General features: G+C 57.6%; 15 protein-coding genes. 11 read left to right on the forward strand and 4 right to left on the reverse strand.

What is annotated here, in order from left to right; all coding sequences use genetic code 11:
* Positions 1-72 precede the first annotated feature (72 nt).
* From phnL to phnP, 5 genes are all read left to right on the forward strand, one after another.
* Complete coding sequence (gene phnL, locus QQF33_RS02315) at positions 73-753, forward strand: phosphonate C-P lyase system protein PhnL (RefSeq protein ID WP_285145623.1); 681 nt, start codon at positions 73-75, stop codon at positions 751-753.
* Positions 750-1886 (forward strand): alpha-D-ribose 1-methylphosphonate 5-triphosphate diphosphatase, encoded by a 1137-nt coding sequence (gene phnM / locus QQF33_RS02320; RefSeq protein ID WP_285150136.1) that lies wholly within the window; start codon positions 750-752, stop codon positions 1884-1886. The genes phnL and phnM overlap by 4 nt, the downstream gene beginning before the upstream one ends.
* Positions 1883-2434: a ribose 1,5-bisphosphokinase gene (gene phnN / locus QQF33_RS02325; RefSeq protein ID WP_095280425.1), complete on the forward strand. Its 552-nt coding sequence runs from the start codon at positions 1883-1885 to the stop codon at positions 2432-2434. Before phnM ends, phnN begins: the two co-directional genes overlap by 4 nt.
* Entirely contained in the window at positions 2427-2861 is a 435-nt protein-coding gene (gene phnO / locus QQF33_RS02330) for an aminoalkylphosphonate N-acetyltransferase (RefSeq protein WP_285150137.1), read from the forward strand. Before phnN ends, phnO begins: the two co-directional genes overlap by 8 nt.
* A gap of 79 nt (positions 2862-2940) precedes the next feature.
* The gene (phnP, locus tag QQF33_RS02335) at positions 2941-3699 is read left to right on the forward strand and encodes a phosphonate metabolism protein PhnP (RefSeq protein ID WP_285150138.1); all 759 of its coding nucleotides are present in this window, start codon (positions 2941-2943) and stop codon (positions 3697-3699) included.
* A gap of 67 nt (positions 3700-3766) precedes the next feature.
* Here phnP and yjdP read toward each other — a convergent pair whose 3' ends face one another.
* Both yjdP and rpiB read right to left on the reverse strand, forming a co-directional pair.
* Positions 3767-4084, reverse strand: coding sequence for a DDRRRQL repeat protein YjdP (gene yjdP / locus QQF33_RS02340; RefSeq protein WP_285150139.1), 318 nt, complete (start codon positions 4082-4084; stop codon positions 3767-3769).
* A gap of 72 nt (positions 4085-4156) precedes the next feature.
* Entirely contained in the window at positions 4157-4606 is a 450-nt protein-coding gene (rpiB, locus tag QQF33_RS02345) for a bifunctional allose-6-phosphate isomerase/ribose-5-phosphate isomerase RpiB (protein WP_285150140.1), read from the reverse strand.
* A gap of 349 nt (positions 4607-4955) precedes the next feature.
* Between rpiB and QQF33_RS02350 the strand changes: the two genes are divergently transcribed.
* The 6 genes from QQF33_RS02350 to alsK all read left to right on the forward strand — a co-directional run bounded on the left by QQF33_RS02350 (position 4956) and on the right by alsK (position 11157).
* A complete protein-coding gene (locus QQF33_RS02350; RefSeq protein WP_282494721.1) occupies positions 4956-5846 on the forward strand; it encodes a MurR/RpiR family transcriptional regulator in 891 nt (296 codons plus the stop codon).
* 66 nt (positions 5847-5912) lie between these two features.
* Positions 5913-6848, forward strand: a complete 936-nt coding sequence (gene alsB, locus QQF33_RS02355) for a D-allose transporter substrate-binding protein (RefSeq protein ID WP_285145617.1) — start codon at positions 5913-5915, stop codon at positions 6846-6848.
* 183 nt (positions 6849-7031) lie between these two features.
* Complete coding sequence (gene alsA / locus QQF33_RS02360) at positions 7032-8564, forward strand: D-allose ABC transporter ATP-binding protein AlsA (RefSeq protein WP_285150141.1); 1533 nt, start codon at positions 7032-7034, stop codon at positions 8562-8564.
* The gene (gene alsC, locus QQF33_RS02365) at positions 8543-9523 is read left to right on the forward strand and encodes a D-allose ABC transporter permease (RefSeq protein ID WP_285145615.1); all 981 of its coding nucleotides are present in this window, start codon (positions 8543-8545) and stop codon (positions 9521-9523) included. Before alsA ends, alsC begins: the two co-directional genes overlap by 22 nt.
* 10 nt (positions 9524-9533) lie before the next feature.
* Complete coding sequence (gene alsE, locus QQF33_RS02370; RefSeq protein WP_285145614.1) at positions 9534-10229, forward strand: D-allulose 6-phosphate 3-epimerase; 696 nt, start codon at positions 9534-9536, stop codon at positions 10227-10229.
* On the forward strand, positions 10213-11157 hold the full coding sequence (gene alsK, locus QQF33_RS02375; RefSeq protein WP_285145613.1) for an allose kinase: 945 nt from the start codon (positions 10213-10215) through the stop codon (positions 11155-11157). Before alsE ends, alsK begins: the two co-directional genes overlap by 17 nt.
* Before the next feature lie 29 nt (positions 11158-11186).
* Here alsK and QQF33_RS02380 read toward each other — a convergent pair whose 3' ends face one another.
* Entirely contained in the window at positions 11187-11819 is a 633-nt protein-coding gene (locus tag QQF33_RS02380; protein WP_282494727.1) for a GNAT family N-acetyltransferase, read from the reverse strand.
* A gap of 116 nt (positions 11820-11935) precedes the next feature.
* A complete protein-coding gene (locus QQF33_RS02385) occupies positions 11936-14215 on the reverse strand; it encodes an ATP-binding protein (RefSeq protein WP_285157301.1) in 2280 nt (759 codons plus the stop codon).
* Between the last annotated feature and the right edge of the window lie 220 nt (positions 14216-14435).

Consider the following 14435-nt stretch of genomic DNA (forward strand, 5'->3'; position numbering starts at 1 on the left):
AAAAGACCGCACCAAACCCGTAGGCCGGATAAGGCGAAGCCGCCATCCGGCAAAAAGAACCAGGAAGCCAACATGATCCGCGTAGAAAACGTGAGTAAAACTTTTGTGCTCCACCAGCAAAACGGCGTGCGCCTGTCGGTGCTGCAAAACGCCTCTCTCGAGGTCAACAAGGGCGAATGCGTGGTGCTGCACGGCCACTCAGGTAGCGGAAAATCGACGCTGCTGCGCTCCCTGTACGCCAACTATCTGCCCGACCAGGGCCACATTCACATCTGTCACGGCGACGAATGGGTCGATCTGGTCCAAGCCCCGGCGCGCAAAGTGCTGGAAGTGCGCCGCGCGACGATCGGCTGGGTCAGCCAGTTCCTGCGGGTGATCCCGCGGATCTCCGCCCTCGACGTCGTCATGCAGCCCCTGCTGGATCTCGGCGTCTCCCGCGAAGCGTGCGCGGCCAAAGCCGCCCGCCTGCTGACGCGCCTTAACGTCCCGGAACACCTGTGGCATCTGGCCCCCTCGACCTTTTCCGGCGGCGAACAGCAGCGCGTGAACATCGCCCGCGGGTTTATCGTCGATTACCCAATTTTACTGCTCGACGAACCGACCGCCTCGCTGGATGCCAAAAACAGCGCCGCCGTCGTCGAGCTGATCGAACAGGCCAAAGCGCGCGGTGCCGCGATCGTGGGGATCTTCCACGACGCCACGGTCCGCGATCGCGTAGCCGATCGTCTTCATGCGATGGGAGTTCCGTCATGATCATCAATAACGTCAAACTGGTGCTGGAAAATGAAGTCATCGACGGATCGATCGAAATTCAGGACGGCGTGATTCGCGCCTTCGCCGAAACCCAGAGCCGCTCGCCACAAGCGATGGACGGCGAAGGCGGCTGGCTGCTGCCGGGGCTGATCGAGCTGCACACGGATAATCTGGATAAATTCTTCACCCCGCGCCCGAAAGTCGACTGGCCGGCCCACTCTGCGATGAGCAGTCACGACGCGCTGATGGTCGCCAGCGGCATCACCACGGTGCTGGACGCGGTGGCAATTGGCGACGTGCGCGACGGCGGCGACCGTCTGGAGAATCTCGAGAAGATGATTAACGCGGTGGAAGAGACGCAAAAGCGCGGCCTGAACCGCGCCGAGCATCGCCTGCATCTGCGCTGCGAACTGCCGCACCACACCACCCTGCCGCTGTTTGAAAAACTGGTGGGCCGCGAGCCGGTCTCCCTGGTTTCCCTCATGGACCACTCGCCGGGCCAGCGCCAGTTCGCCAACATCGAGAAGTATCGCGAATATTATCAGGGCAAATACTCCCTGAATGACGACGAAATGGCGCGCTACGAAGAGGAACAGCTGGCGCTGGCAGCCCAATGGTCGCAGCCGAATCGCCTGGCGATTGCGGCGATGTGCCGGGATCGCCATATTGCCCTCGCCAGCCATGACGACGCCACTCACGATCACGTGCATGAATCCCACCAGCTTGGCAGCGTGATCGCCGAATTTCCCACCACGTTCGCGGCGGCAGAAGCCTCCCGCCAGCACGGGATGAACGTCCTGATGGGCGCCCCGAACATCGTGCGCGGCGGCTCGCACTCCGGCAACGTGGCGGCCAGCCAGCTGGCGGCGCTGGGTCTGCTGGATATTCTCTCCTCCGATTACTATCCGGCGAGCCTGCTGGATGCGGCCTTCCGCGTGGCGGACGATGCGGGCAACAGTTTTACCCTGCCGCAGGCCATTCGCCTGGTGACCAAAAACCCGGCTGACGCGCTCAATCTCGGCGATCGCGGGGTGATTGGCGAAGGCAAACGGGCGGATCTCGTTCTGGCACACCGCAAGGGCGAGCACATCCATATCGATCACGTCTGGCGTCAGGGAAAGCGGGTGTTCTGATGGGAAAACTGATCTGGCTGATGGGGCCGTCCGGCTCCGGAAAAGACAGCCTGCTGTCGGCGCTGCGCCAGCAGGAACACGCACAATTACTCGTGGCGCATCGCTACATCACGCGGGCGGCGAACGCGGGCAGCGAGAACCATATCGCTCTGAGCGAGCCGGAGTTTTTTACTCGCGCAGGGCAGAACTTACTGGCGCTGAGCTGGCACGCGAACGGCTTTTACTACGGCGTGGGCATTGAGATCGACCTCTGGCTGCACGCCGGTTTCGACGTGCTGGTCAACGGCTCGCGGGCCCACCTGCAACAGGCCCGTGCGCGCTATGAACAGGCGCTGATGCCGGTCTGTTTGCAGGTGTCGCAGGAGGTGCTGCGTGAACGCCTGCAGCAGCGCGGGCGGGAAAGCGCGCGGGAGATCGACCAGCGCCTGGAGCGCGCCGCGCGCTATACGCCGTCGGACTGTCATCTGCTCAATAACGACGGAAGTTTGCTACAGTCAGTCGATAATTTGTTATCGCTTATCCGTCAGAAGGAGAAACAACATGCCTGACTGCCAGCTGCGTACCGCCACCCCGGACGATGCACAGGCCGTTTACGGTCTGATCTGCGAACTCAAACAGGCGGAGTTCGATCAGAAAGCCTTTCACGCCGGGTACCTGTTGAATCTGCAGGATCGCAACATGCACTACCATCTTGCGGAGCTGGACGGGCAGATCGTCGGGATGATCGGCCTGCATTTGCAGTTTCACCTGCATCACGCCAACTGGATCGGCGAGATCCAGGAGCTGGTGGTGCTCCCGCAGGCTCGTGGCCTGAAAGTCGGCAGCCAGCTGCTGGCCTGGGCCGAAGCAAAGGCGCGAAGTGTCGGTGCCGAGATGACGGAGTTATCGACCAGCGTGAAGCGCGTGGACGCGCACCGGTTCTATCTGCGTGAAGGGTATGCTCAGAGCCATTTTCGGTTTACGAAGTTGCTGTAAAACAACGCCGGGTGGCGGCTTCGCCTTACCCGGCCTACAAAACCCTGCTGAACCGGCAATTTATTCAATGGGGGGAACCATGGCCCTGACCATCCAACTCACCGGCACCGGCGGTGCTCAGCTGGTGCCGGTCTTCGGCTGCGACTGCGCGGCCTGTCGCCGGGCGCGCCTGCAGGAGGGCTATCGCCGCCGCCCGTGCAGCGCGGTTGTGAAATTCAACGACGCGGTCACCCTGCTCGACGCGGGCATTCCGCATCTGATGGACGACTGGCACGCGGGGAGTTTTCAGCAGTTTTTGCTCACCCACTATCATATGGATCATGTCCAGGGTCTGTTCCCCCTGCGCTGGGGTGTCGGAGCAACGATTCCGGTCTACGGTCCGCCGGACGAAACGGGCTGCGACGATCTGTTCAAACACCCCGGCCTGCTCGATTTCAGCCATACGGTAGAGCCGTTCGTGATGTTTGAGTTACAGGGTTTGCGCGTCACCCCGCTGCCGCTCAATCACTCAAAGCTGACCTTTGGCTATCTGCTGGAGAGCGCCCACAGCCGCGTGGCGTGGCTATCTGATACCGCTGGGCTGCCGGACAAAACGGTGAAATTTCTACTCAACAATCACCCGCAGGCGATGGTGATCGATTGCAGCCACGAGCCGCGCGACGAAACGCCGCGCAACCATTGCGATTTGAACACGGTGATAGCGCTCAACGAGGTGATTGGCTGCCCGCAGGTCATTTTGACGCACATCAGCCATCAGTTTGACGTATGGATGATGGATAACCCGCTGCCCGAGGGGTTTGAGGCGGGGTATGACGGGATGCGATTGGTGTTTGATTGAGGTATTGCTCTTTTCCCCCTCTCCCCGTGGGAGAGGGTCGGGGTGAGGGCACCAGACCGCACAAATATCACCGATCGTAATCCTCCTCCAGCCTGCGCTCATCGTCCTCCAGCTGACGTCGGTCCTGATCCAACTGGCGCTGCCGGTCATCTAACTGACGGCGACGATCCTCAAGCTGTCGGCGGCGGTCATCGTACTGGCGACTGTCAGTTCGGCGGCTCTCCTCATACCGGTCGTCATCATTCTGACGACTGCTCGACGGATTGTACGCTTCCCCGATCGCCTGCTGGATATTCCCGATAGCGTCGTCAATAAGATCAGCGTGGGCCAGATGGCTGGTGAATGACAGCAGGCCAAATATCAGAGCGGTGGTCGTGTGTTTCATAAAGCCAGTCTCGCAGCAGGTGGGCTGGCTTTACGTTAATCAACGGCGGTGTGGGCGAGTAGCGGAGGAATCTCAAAACGAACGCTGCTCCAGCGCCGCAATGGCTTCTATGCGCGTCTGATGACGTCCGCCTTCGAAGCTCGCGTCGAGCCACGCATCGACAATCATTTTTGCCAGCTCCAGTCCGACAACCCGTGAGCCAAAGGCCAGCACGTTAGTATCATTGTGCTGGCGCGAAAGCTGCGCCGAATAAGGCTCGCTGCACACCACCGCGCGAATGCCCGGAAACTTGTTCGCCGTAATCGAAATCCCCACCCCGGTTCCACAAATCAGGATGCCGCCCTCCACTTCTCCGTCGACAATCGCCTGCGCCACAGCGCTGGCATAGCGGGGATAATCTGTTCGCTCCGTTGAGCCGGTGCCTTTGTCGATCACCTCCACTCCGCGGGCGCGAAGATGGGCCAGAATGTCCTCTTTCAGAATGAAACCAACGTGATCACAGCCAAACGCAATCCTGTTCATGAGATGCCTCGTAGTGGGTTAACTTTACGAACCCGATGAAGTTTGTGATTTAAGACCGGTTAGTTGTGCAATAAAACCACAAAACCATCGGATTCCCGCTCAGTTCTACACCGCCACTTTAGCCATTACAAGCGCACCATCCCTCACATATAGCACCAGCAGGCTCAGTAAAAAATCACGACTGAATTTTAATTACATAAATATCATGATGTTAAATACACACTCACAACCAACACTTCACATCACACAAAACTTTATGAATTTATAAATATTGTGAAGTTAGCAGCATATTTCCGCAAAGGAATGTGGTGATATAGTGTCGTCTTCATTTTTAAGGACAAAGAGAGCGATGAGTCAGCCAGAATTTGAAAAAGAGCTTCCCAACGGCATCGGCCTGGCACCGTTTTTGCGCATGAAGCAGGAAGGGATGACCGACAACGAAAGTCGCATTGTTGACTGGCTGTTGAAGCCGGGTAATTTGAGCGATGCCCCGGCCATTAAAGATGTGGCAGAAGCGCTCGCCGTTTCCGAAGCAATGATAGTGAAAGTGGCTAAGCTGTTGGGATTCAGTGGTTTTCGTAATCTTCGCAGCGCGCTGGTGGACTATTTTTCCCAGTCCGAGCAGGTGCTGCCCGCTGAACTCTCCTTTGATGAAGCGCCACAGGATGTGGTGAACAAAGTCTTCAACATCACGCTGCGCACCATCATGGAAGGCCAGTCGATTGTGAACGTGGATGAAATCCACCGCGCGGCGAGATTTTTCGCTCAGGCCAACCAGCGCGATCTGTACGGCGTCGGCGGCTCGAACGCCATCTGCGCGGATATCCAGCATAAGTTTCTGCGCATCGGGGTGCGCTGTCAGTCGTATCAGGACGCGCACATCATGATGATGTCCGCCTCGCTGTTAAAAGAGGGCGACGTGGTGCTGGTGGTGTCGCATTCCGGACGCACCAGCGATGTGAAAGCCGCCGTGGAACTGGCTAAAAAGAACGGCGCGAAAATTATCTGTATTACCCATAGCTATCATTCACCGATTGCTAAACTGGCTGATTATATTATTTGCTCGCCAGCACCAGAGACCCCTTTATTAGGGCGAAACGCCTCCGCGCGTATATTACAATTAACATTATTAGATGCTTTATTTGTTTCCGTTGCTCAACAAAATATTGAACAAGCCACACTGAATATGCAAAAAACCGGCGCTATTGTGGATTTCTTTTCCCCAGGCGCGCTGAAATAATCATAAAACAAGTTAATCCCACTGCGGTGGGATTAACATAACGTACCCTACATTGAGAACACTGCTATGAATAAATATCTGAAATATTTCAGCGGCGCCGCTATGGGCTTAATGTTGTCCACCAGCGCGTTTGCCGCGGCAGAATATGCCGTGGTATTAAAAACGTTGTCTAATCCGTTTTGGGTGGACATGAAAAAAGGGATTGAAGACGAAGCGAAAACGCTGGGCGTCACCGTCGATATTTTTGCCTCCCCTTCCGAGGGCGATTTTCAGTCTCAGCTGCAGCTCTTCGAAGACCTGAGTAATAAGAAATACAAAGGTATCGCTTTTGCTCCGCTCTCTTCCGTTAACCTCGTGATGCCGGTCTCTCGCGCCTGGCAGAAAGGCATCTACCTGGTAAACCTCGATGAAAAAATCGACATGGATAACCTGAAAAAAGCGGGCGGAAACGTGGAAGCTTTCGTCACCACCGATAACGTGGCGGTAGGGGCAAAAGGGGCTGATTTCATTATCGAAAAACTCGGCGCCGAAGGCGGTGACGTGGCGATTATTGAAGGTAAAGCGGGTAACGCCTCCGGTGAAGCACGCCGCAACGGCGCAACAGAAGCATTCAAAAAAGCCAGCCAGATCAAACTGGTTGCCAGCCAGCCTGCCGACTGGGACCGTATCAAAGCCCTGGATGTTGCCACCAACGTCCTGCAGCGCAACCCGAATCTGAAAGCCTTCTACTGCGCCAACGATACCATGGCGATGGGCGTGGCTCAGGCCGTGGCTAACGCGGGCAAGACCGGCAAAATCCTGGTCGTGGGCACGGATGGTATTCCGGAAGCCCGCAAGATGGTGGATGGTGGCCTGATGACCGCCACCGTGGCGCAGAACCCGGCGGATATCGGCGCGACGGGGCTGAAACTGATGGTCGACGCCGCGAAAACCGGCAAGGTGATCCCGCTGGAAAAAGCCCCGGAATTTAAGCTGGTGGATTCGATTCTGGTGACGAAGTAATCCGTAAAAATGCCTGATGGCGCTGCGCTTATCAGGCCTACAGGACTCACCCCGGCCCTCTCCCCAAAGGGGCGAGGGGGAAAAGACGGCTCCGTGCGGTCCCCTCTCCCCTTTGGGGAGAGGGTTAGGGTGAGGGGAAATACGCACACCGATGCCACCACCTACAAATGATTGAGGCCCGTAATGCACACGCCCACTATTTCAATGGCGGGGATCGGCAAATCTTTTGGTCCGGTTCACGCATTAAAGTCCGTTGATTTAACGATATTCCCTTACGAAATTCATGCGTTATTAGGGGAAAACGGTGCCGGTAAATCCACGTTAATGAAAGTGCTGTCGGGAATACATGCGCCGACCAAAGGCACGATCACGATTAAAGGCTCACAGTATGACAAACTCGATCACAAACAGGCGGCACAATTAGGCATCGGCATTATTTATCAGGAACTCAGCGTTATTGATGAATTAACGGTGCTGGAGAATTTATATATTGGTCGTCATCTGACGAAAAAAGTCTGTGGTATGACGGTAATCGACTGGAAAGAGATGCGACTTCGCGGTGCGATGATGTTATTGCGCATCGGTTTAAAAGTCGATTTAGATGAGAAAGTGGCGAATTTATCGATCAGCCATAAGCAGATGCTGGAAATTGCTAAAACCCTGATGCTCGACGCCAAAGTGATCATCATGGATGAACCGACCTCCTCGCTCACCAATAAAGAGGTCGATTATCTGTTTCTGATCATGAACCAGCTGCGCAAAGAAGGTACCGCGATTGTCTACATCTCTCACAAACTCGCCGAAATTCGCCGGATTTGCGATCGCTACACGGTGATGAAAGACGGCAGTAGCGTCTGCAGCGGCCTGGTCAGTGAAGTGACCAACGACGATATCGTGCGGCTGATGGTGGGCCGCGAGCTGCAAAACCGCTTTAACGCCATGAAAGAGAGCACCGGCAACGTCGAGCGCGACACCGTGTTTGAGGTGAAAAACATCACCAGCCGCGACAAGAAAAAAGTGCGCGATATCTCCTTCAGCGTGAGCCGCGGCGAAATCCTCGGCTTTGCCGGGCTGGTAGGCTCCGGGCGCACGGAGCTGATGGACTGCCTGTTCGGGATCGACAAGCGCTCGGGCGGTGAAATCCACCTCAACGGGAAAGAGATCTCGCCGCGCTCCCCGCTCGACGCGCTGAAAAAAGGGATGGCCTACATCACCGAAAGCCGCCGCGAAAATGGCTTTTTCCCCAACTTCTCCATCGCGCAAAACATGGCGATTAGCCACAGCCTGAAGCGCGGCGGTTACAAAGGCGCGATGGGGCTTTTTCGCGAAAGCGAAGAGCGCAAGATTGCCGAGACCCAGCGTCAGCTGCTGGCACTGAAATGCCACTCCGTCGAGCAAAACATCACCGAGCTCTCCGGCGGCAATCAGCAGAAAGTCCTGATATCCAAATGGCTGTGCTGCCACCCGGAAGTGATCATTTTTGACGAGCCCACCCGCGGCATCGACGTGGGCGCAAAGGCCGAAATCTACAAAGTGATGCGCCAGTTGGCTGACGACGGCAAGGTCATCCTGATGGTGTCATCCGAGCTTCCCGAAATTATCGCCGTCTGCGACCGCATCGCCGTGTTCTGCGAAGGACGACTGACGCAAATCCTGACCAATCGCGACAACATGAGCGAAGAGGAGATTATGGCATGGGCATTACCACAAGAGTGAAAGGCGAGCCGGGAGAGAAAAAACCGTTCAATTTCGCCCTGTTCTGGGACAAATACGGCACCTTCTTTATCCTGGCGATTATTGTCGCCATCTTCGGCACGATGTCTCCGGAGTATTTCTTAAACACCAACAACATCACGCAGATTTTCGTGCAAAGCTCGGTGACGGTACTGATCGGGATGGGTGAATTCTTCGCCATTCTGGTGGCGGGCATCGACCTGTCGGTCGGCGCAATCCTGGCGCTGTCGGGCATGGTGACAGCCAAACTGATGCTGGCAGGCGTGGATCCCTTTACGGCAGCCCTGATTGGCGGGGTGCTGGTCGGTGGCGCGCTGGGGGCGATTAACGGCTGTCTGGTCAACTGGACCGGGCTACACCCGTTCATTATCACCCTCGGCACCAACGCCATTTTCCGCGGTATCACGCTGGTGATTTCCGACGCCAACTCGGTCTACGGCTTCTCCTTTGAGTTCGTGAACTTCTTTGCCGCGAACGTGGTGGGCATTCCGGTCCCGGTGATTTTCTCGCTCATTGTGGCGCTGATCCTCTGGTTCCTGACCACCCGAATGCGGCTCGGGCGCAACATCTATGCGCTGGGCGGGAACAAGAATTCCGCCTTCTATTCCGGCATCGACGTCAAGTTTCACATTCTGGTGGTGTTCATTATCTCCGGCGTCTGCGCGGGGCTGGCGGGCGTGGTCTCCACCGCCCGTCTGGGCGCTGCGGAGCCCCTCGCCGGGATGGGGTTTGAAACCTACGCCATCGCCAGCGCCATCATTGGCGGCACCAGTTTCTTTGGTGGTAAAGGGCGCATTTTCTCGGTGGTAATTGGCGGCCTGATCATCGGCACCATCAACAACGGGCTGAATATTCTGCAAGTACAAACCTATTACCAGCTGGTGGTGATGGGCGGGTTGATCATCGCTGCCGTCGCGCTTGACCGGTTAATTAGCAAGTAAGGAATCTGACATGAAAATTTCCCCTTCTCTGATGTGCATGGACCTCGCCAGGTTCCAGGAACAAATCGCCTTTATTGACCAGCACGCCGACTATTTCCATATCGACATCATGGACGGCCATTTTGTCCCGAACCTGACGCTGTCGCCGTTTTTTGTCGGTCAGGTGAAAAAGCTCGCGAGCAAACCGCTGGACTGCCACCTGATGGTGACGCGTCCGCAGGATTACATCGGTGATTTGGCGCGTGCCGGGGCGGATTACATCACCCTGCACCCCGAGACGATCAACGGCCAGGCGTTCCGTCTGATCGAAGAGATACGCCGCCACGGCATGAAGGTCGGGCTGATCCTCAACCCGGAAACGCCGGTGGACGCCATGAAATACTATATTCATAAGGCGGACAAAATCACGGTGATGACCGTCGACCCGGGCTTTGCCGGACAGCCCTTTATCCCGGAGATGCTCGATAAAATCGCCGAGCTGAAAAGCTGGCGCGAGCGTGAAGGCCTCAGTTTTGAGATTGAAATCGACGGGTCCTGCAACCAGGGAACCTATCGAGAGCTGATGGCGGCGGGCGCGGATGTGTTTATTGTCGGCACCTCTGGACTGTTCAATCATGCGGATAATATTGGCGACGCCTGGCAGCTGATGAGCGAGCAAATTCTGGCGGCCCGAAACGAGGTAATGCCTCATGCAAAATCGGCGTAACGTGGTGGCAGGCGTGGATATGGGGGCAACGCATATCCGTTTTTGCCTGCAGTCGGAGGATGGCGAGGTGCTGCACTGCGAAAAACAGCGCACCGCGGAGGTCATTCGTCATGGCGTGGTGTGCGGCGTGGCCGCGATGATCCAGGCGCAGGTCGACCACTTTCAGGCCCGCTGCTGCGGGCTGGTGATGGGCTTTCCGGCGCTGGTCGGCAAAGACAAACGCACCATCATCTCGACCCCCAATCTGCCGCTGCAGACGACAGAGCTGCACGATCTGGCAGGTAAACTGGAAGATGCACTCGGCTGTCCGGTGGAATTTTCCCGCGACGTCAATTTACAGCTCTCCTTCGACGTGGCGCAAAACGATCTTGTGAATCAGCAGGTTCTGGCTGCCTATCTGGGAACGGGCATGGGCTTTGCCATCTGGCTGAACGGTGCGCCCTGGACTGGCGCGCACGGTGTGGCGGGCGAACTGGGTCATATTCCGCAGGGCGACAGGTCACTGCGCTGCGGATGCGGGAATTCGGGATGTCTGGAGACCGTCTGCTCCGGGATTGCCCTGGCGAACTGGTATCAGCAGCAGCCGCGGGAATACGCGCTGGGCGATATTTTTACCGAAGCCGCAGACGAACCTTTTGTCCAGGCGCTTCTCGACCATGCCGCGCGCGCCATCGCCACCAGCGTGAATCTGTTCGATCCCGATGCGGTCATTCTTGGCGGTGGAGTGATGGATATGCCTGGATTCCCGCAGGAGTCGCTGATCGAAAAAATTAAGCAGCACCTGCGCCGACCGTTGCCGTATCAGGCGGTCCGCTTTATCGCGGCCTCCTCCTCTGCCTTTAACGGCGCACAGGGCGCAGCCACACTGGCCCGCAGCCGCTTTACCCCGACACCTTCCGCAGCGCCTGCGCCAGTTGCGCTCGGGTGAAGGGTTTTCGCAGCAGATACGGAGGATCCTCAAATGCGAAAGCGTGCGGGATCTTCCATCATCTGGCTGGCTTTCGTTTTACTTTCAGCAACCAAAACGATCCCATGGCATTTTTGATCGGGAGAGAGGCTCCAGATGCGCTCTTCAGGAATGCAGCCGCCATCGTATACCACCTTGCTGCCGTCATAAGGCCAGAATGCGCTTTGTTCAGTGTCCAGCACGAAGACAACGATGTGGTCAGACTCGCGGGCAATCTTTTGCCAGAGCATTTTCCCGCCGTCGTATTGTTCAAAATCACTGACCAGCGTGATGCCGCATTGCAGAATCAAGGCCTCGTACAAGCGTGTCGCCAGCCCTTTATCTCGCTCGCCGGGGGCCACGCAGATACCCTCAACCTGGACCAGGTTTGCATCTTCCCAGCAGCGCTCGACGGCGACAATATCCTTACCTAACTGCGCTTTGCGCTGCAGATCGAGTGCTGCAACCACCCGATGTCGAGGTACGCCATCAAAGGTTTCAATATCGGCTTCAATGATTGCCGCGCGGGGTGTCTGGCTGTCATAAATCACATGCAGCACGCGCCCGGAAAGCTCAAACTCTTCAACCAGTTGAAATGAACGGGCCACGGTCATCGGGCTATAAGTTGTAGGCATCACAATCATCTGTGAGTCCCCTCTTGTCAGTACCGGCATAATTCCCTTTATATCCCACTCCGCTAAATTTTGCTCAGATTAGCACCGCTTTGTTTGCCGATACGATTGATGAAATCCTAAAAACGTTACCCCGACACCTTCCGCAGCGCCTGTGCCAGCTGCGCTCGGGTGAAGGGTTTTCGCAGTAGCTCCACGTCGGGCAGCTGCGGGTTGTGGGTCGGACGTAAATCCTGGCCGCTGACCAGCAGCACCGGGAGATGCGGGAAATGGGTGCGGACGTGGTGGATTACCTCCGCGCCGCTCATTGTGCCGGGCAGCATCAGGTCGCTGATAAAGAGTTCGATATCAGATGACGCCTCCAGCATCGCCAGCGCCTGTTCGCCGGTTTCGGCCTCCAGCGTCAGGTAGCCGAGCTGATGCAGCTGTTCGCATAGGGTCTGGCGCACGTCGGTTTCATCTTCGAGGACCAGCACCAGCCGATCGCTCTGTTCGGTTTCTGCTGTTGCGGGCATTTCATCGCCTGAGACCACCGCCTGCGCGGAGCGCGGGAGCTGGAGGCGTACGGTGGTGCCCTGCCCCGGCGCGCTTTCGATTTCAACCCGCCCACCGGACTGGCGCACAAACCCATACACCATCGACAAGCCCAGCCCGCTGCCGCTGCCCGTCTGTTTGGTGGTGAAGAAGGGTTCGAACACCTGAGATTTCACCTCCTGCGACATCCCGCAGCCATGGTCGATCACCTCCAGCGCGACCATGTCCTGCCTGCGCCCGTCGCTGCGGGTCACGCGCTGGTTCCAGGTCCGAATGCGGATCACACCGCTCTGCCCCTCCATCGCGTCGCGGGCGTTCATCACCAGGTTAATAATCGCGTTTTCCAGCTGGCTGACGTCAATCCACGCGGGCCACGCCGGGTGTTGCGCTTCGATATCCAGCGTCAGAGTGGCAGGCAGCGAGTGGTGCATCAGCTCACCGAGGTTTTCCAGCAGGGGTTTCATCTCCACCGCGTGCGGGTGCAGGGACTGTTTGCGCGAGAAAGCAAGCAGACGCTGGGTCAGGAGCGCGCCGCGCTCGGCGGCTTTCAGCGCGCGGGTGATGCGCGTCGCATCGGGTGAGTCAGGATCGACCAGCTCCAGGCTGCCAATAATTACCGCCAGAAGGTTGTTAAAATCATGCGCCAGCCCGCCCGTCAGCTGCCCGACGGCCTTCATTTTTTGGCTATGCAGCAGCGCCTCCTCCAGCCCCACGCGCTCCAGCCGGTCGATCTCCATCTGGGTGGTTTTCTCTTTTAGCAGGCGGGTGGTGTGCTCCAGCGACGCGGTGTTGCGGGCAAAAACGTTGAACGCGCGCGCCAGCTCGCCCAGCTCGTCCCGACGCTGGAGCGCGGGCACCGACACATCCGGTTCGCCGTGGGCCAGACGCGACATCGCCCGGGAAATCGCCGTCAGGTTGGAGCCTAAGTTGCGGTAGATGTACCAGCACGCGCAGCCGGTAATGATCAGCGCCAGCACGGCGAAAACGCTGATAAAGACGCTGATGGATCGCAGCTCTTTGTGGCTTTGCGCGGTACGCAGCTCGGACGCCTGCGCCACCTGCGCCACATACTGATTAATATCGCTGTTTAAAATCGCCACCAGCGCTTTGATGTGGAACATGTACCAGCTGATGGCGAGATCGCTCTCTTCAAGCTGCCTGGAGAGGGGAGCGAGCTTGCTCAGCTCGGCATTGAAATCCGGCAGGACAAAGTCGATCACCGGCTGGCGGGCGGTCTGCGGCAGTGTGGTCGTGACCGTATTCAGCTGCTGGATGGTGGCGCGCGGAGACGGGGTTTCGATCGCCGCCATAATCAGCCGGTCCATTTCCGCCAGCTGTCGCGCGTCCGGCACGTTATCGCCGAAGCGGCGGTTGATGTCCTGCAAGTGGCGCAAAAAACTTTGGCTTTGATAGAGCGAACTGAGCAGCGCGTTGCGCTCGAGATGGCGCCGCTGGCCGCGCTCCAGCATCCCGGTGACGCTCTGCTGTAATTCATTACTCCGGCGAATGATTCGTGCCACCAGCGCCGGTTCTTCCTGCGCCAGCGGCGCGTCGGCGAGCTGTTCCAGCGAGTGGCGCAGCGCCGTCTGGGTCTGCTTCAGCCTGTCGGCCTCGCTTTTGTACTCCAGCGCCCCCACCACCTGCGAAAGACGCACCGCCGCCGTGGCCACGTTGGCGGTATCACGCGCCAGATTCATGCTGCCGGTCATGTCATTCAGGGTCTGTTGCTGGACCTGCTCCTGAATCTGGCTGGCATGACGAAAACCGAGTACCGCCACGCCGCTGACCATCAGCGTCACCGCCACCACCAGCAGATTAAAGATCAGCAGGCGGCCACGGGCGCTGGCGAAAAAGGGGGGGCGACGTGATGGCATGTGGGCTCCGGTGTGGTGTGGTGCGGTGCGGTCTGATGCCCTCACCCTAACCCTCTCCCACGGGGAGAGGGGACTCGTATCCCCCTCTCCCTTTGGGAGTGTACGGTCCGGAGACATGGTAGACAGGTGTTCGGGGACATGGTGAACACTATTTAACATCCTTTACCCATGGTGATCGACCTTTTCTTCAGGTCGATCACCCCCACTTTCGTGCTGTACC

Source organism: Lelliottia wanjuensis, assembly GCF_030238365.1.
In the GTDB taxonomy this organism is placed as follows: domain Bacteria; phylum Pseudomonadota; class Gammaproteobacteria; order Enterobacterales; family Enterobacteriaceae; genus Enterobacter; species Enterobacter wanjuensis.

What these genes read in the sequence shown, in the direction of transcription:
- phnL (WP_285145623.1), top strand. Translation starts at nt 73, where the DNA reads ATGATCCGCGTAGAAAACGTGAGTAAAACTTTTGTGCTCCACCAGCAA.
- QQF33_RS02385 (WP_285157301.1), bottom strand. Translation starts at nt 14,215, where the DNA reads ATGCCATCACGTCGCCCCCCCTTTTTCGCCAGCGCCCGTGGCCGCCTG.
- rpiB (WP_285150140.1), bottom strand. Translation starts at nt 4,606, where the DNA reads ATGAACAGGATTGCGTTTGGCTGTGATCACGTTGGTTTCATTCTGAAA.
- yjdP (WP_285150139.1), bottom strand. Translation starts at nt 4,084, where the DNA reads ATGAAACACACGACCACCGCTCTGATATTTGGCCTGCTGTCATTCACC.
- alsE (WP_285145614.1), top strand. Translation starts at nt 9,534, where the DNA reads ATGAAAATTTCCCCTTCTCTGATGTGCATGGACCTCGCCAGGTTCCAG.
- alsK (WP_285145613.1), top strand. Translation starts at nt 10,213, where the DNA reads ATGCAAAATCGGCGTAACGTGGTGGCAGGCGTGGATATGGGGGCAACG.
- phnM (WP_285150136.1), top strand. Translation starts at nt 750, where the DNA reads ATGATCATCAATAACGTCAAACTGGTGCTGGAAAATGAAGTCATCGAC.
- alsC (WP_285145615.1), top strand. Translation starts at nt 8,543, where the DNA reads ATGGGCATTACCACAAGAGTGAAAGGCGAGCCGGGAGAGAAAAAACCG.
- alsB (WP_285145617.1), top strand. Translation starts at nt 5,913, where the DNA reads ATGAATAAATATCTGAAATATTTCAGCGGCGCCGCTATGGGCTTAATG.
- QQF33_RS02380 (WP_282494727.1), bottom strand. Translation starts at nt 11,819, where the DNA reads ATGATTGTGATGCCTACAACTTATAGCCCGATGACCGTGGCCCGTTCA.
- phnO (WP_285150137.1), top strand. Translation starts at nt 2,427, where the DNA reads ATGCCTGACTGCCAGCTGCGTACCGCCACCCCGGACGATGCACAGGCC.
- QQF33_RS02350 (WP_282494721.1), top strand. Translation starts at nt 4,956, where the DNA reads ATGAGTCAGCCAGAATTTGAAAAAGAGCTTCCCAACGGCATCGGCCTG.
- alsA (WP_285150141.1), top strand. Translation starts at nt 7,032, where the DNA reads ATGCACACGCCCACTATTTCAATGGCGGGGATCGGCAAATCTTTTGGT.
- phnP (WP_285150138.1), top strand. Translation starts at nt 2,941, where the DNA reads ATGGCCCTGACCATCCAACTCACCGGCACCGGCGGTGCTCAGCTGGTG.